Here is a 1,247-nt window from a genome sequence, read left to right on the forward strand (position 1 = left end):
AAAGCGACGTTGATTACGGCTACTGTCACTCATAAAATCCATTGACCAACATTCACCTTGTTTATTGGGGACTAATAACCTTTCCGGACATCGTGGAGGAATGCGTTTTTTACGCTTTACCCTGAGATTAAGCTTTAATTCACAATACACCCGATATACCCGTTTATGATTCCATTGATAGCCGAGCTTTCTGATACGATGAAAACATTTAAGAAAGCCCCAGCGTAAATGCCTATCTGTGATAGCATTCAATACTGAAACAATAACCGAATCATCCTGTAACTTAGATTGATAATAGTAAGCACAACGGCTTAAGCCAACAATAGCACAACTCATAACAATAGTAACCGAATGATTTTGTTGTAGTTGCTGTGCCCACGTTTTACGTGCCTTTGTGGGCACTAAAGCTTTTTTATGATTTCTTCCTGAAGCTGAGATTTTAAGCTCAGTTCGGCAAACATCTGCTTAAGCTTGCGGTTTTCAGCCTCAAGCTCCTTTAAGCGTTTGATATCCGACGTTTCCATACCGCCATATTTTTCCCGCCATTTATAAAAAGTTGAATTACCCATGCCATATTTACGGCACAGCTCTTTAACGGGAATACCCGCTTCAGCTTCTTTTAAAATAGCTACGATTTGATGTTCAGTCATTTTTTTCATCATTAAATCCCCTTTTCTTTTATCATAGAGAATTTTCTACTTTTTTGCTGTACTATTTTAGGGGATAGTTACAATATAACGCCCATTTTTGCATTATTCAAATGAAGAATTCAACAATGGCAAATATTCATCCCACCGATATTCTCTAATCGGCATAGGATTAGCATTTTTAAAATATAAAACTAACGCAGGTTTAATACCATTCCAATCATTAACAAATTCATACCTAACAAGATCGCCATTCTTGATTAACTTCTTCGCTTTCGCGTGATAATTAAAATAGCTCATAATTAATATTGATAATGTTATAATTGCTAAATTGAAAAATAAGTGAAACTAAATAAAAAAATGATTAACATAGATGGAGGCGCGTCCCGGAGTCGAACCGAGGTAGACGGATTTGCAATCCGCAGCATGGCCACTCTGCCAACGCGCCTTAGTGGTCTGTCTGAATAGGCTGTAAATAGTAGCACTGCCTTGAATAATCGTCAAGATTAAATAGATTATAATTACAGCAATCACGTTGTTTTTAACTTATTTTTTTATAACCTAATTATTCGTGGCAAAAAATTTAGTGGTTCAATATAT

Annotated in this window: 2 protein-coding genes and 1 tRNA gene; all 3 read right to left on the minus strand. The window is 36.1% G+C overall.

Translation table 11 applies throughout. The features are described from left to right. The coding region (locus tag A9G28_RS07525) for an IS3 family transposase (protein ID WP_141674650.1) at positions 1 to 402 on the minus strand (402 nt) is incomplete at its 3' end. Further along, on the minus strand, positions 402 to 662 hold the full coding sequence (locus A9G28_RS07530) for a transposase (RefSeq protein WP_065574117.1): 261 nt from the start codon (positions 660 to 662) through the stop codon (positions 402 to 404). The genes A9G28_RS07525 and A9G28_RS07530, both read right to left, overlap by 1 nt. Positions 663 to 1,021: 359 nt before the next feature. Then, positions 1,022 to 1,095: transfer RNA gene (locus tag A9G28_RS07540), tRNA-Cys, on the minus strand. Positions 1,096 to 1,247 lie beyond the last annotated feature (152 nt).

The sequence above is a fragment of the Gilliamella sp. Fer1-1 genome, assembly GCF_001690825.1.
Lineage (GTDB): Bacteria > Pseudomonadota > Gammaproteobacteria > Enterobacterales > Orbaceae > Gilliamella > Gilliamella apicola_C.

Bases quoted from the DNA above. Each gene is read 5' to 3' on its own strand.
- A9G28_RS07530 (WP_065574117.1), bottom strand. From the start codon at position 662: ATGATGAAAAAAATGACTGAACATCAAATCGTAGCTATTTTAAAAGAA.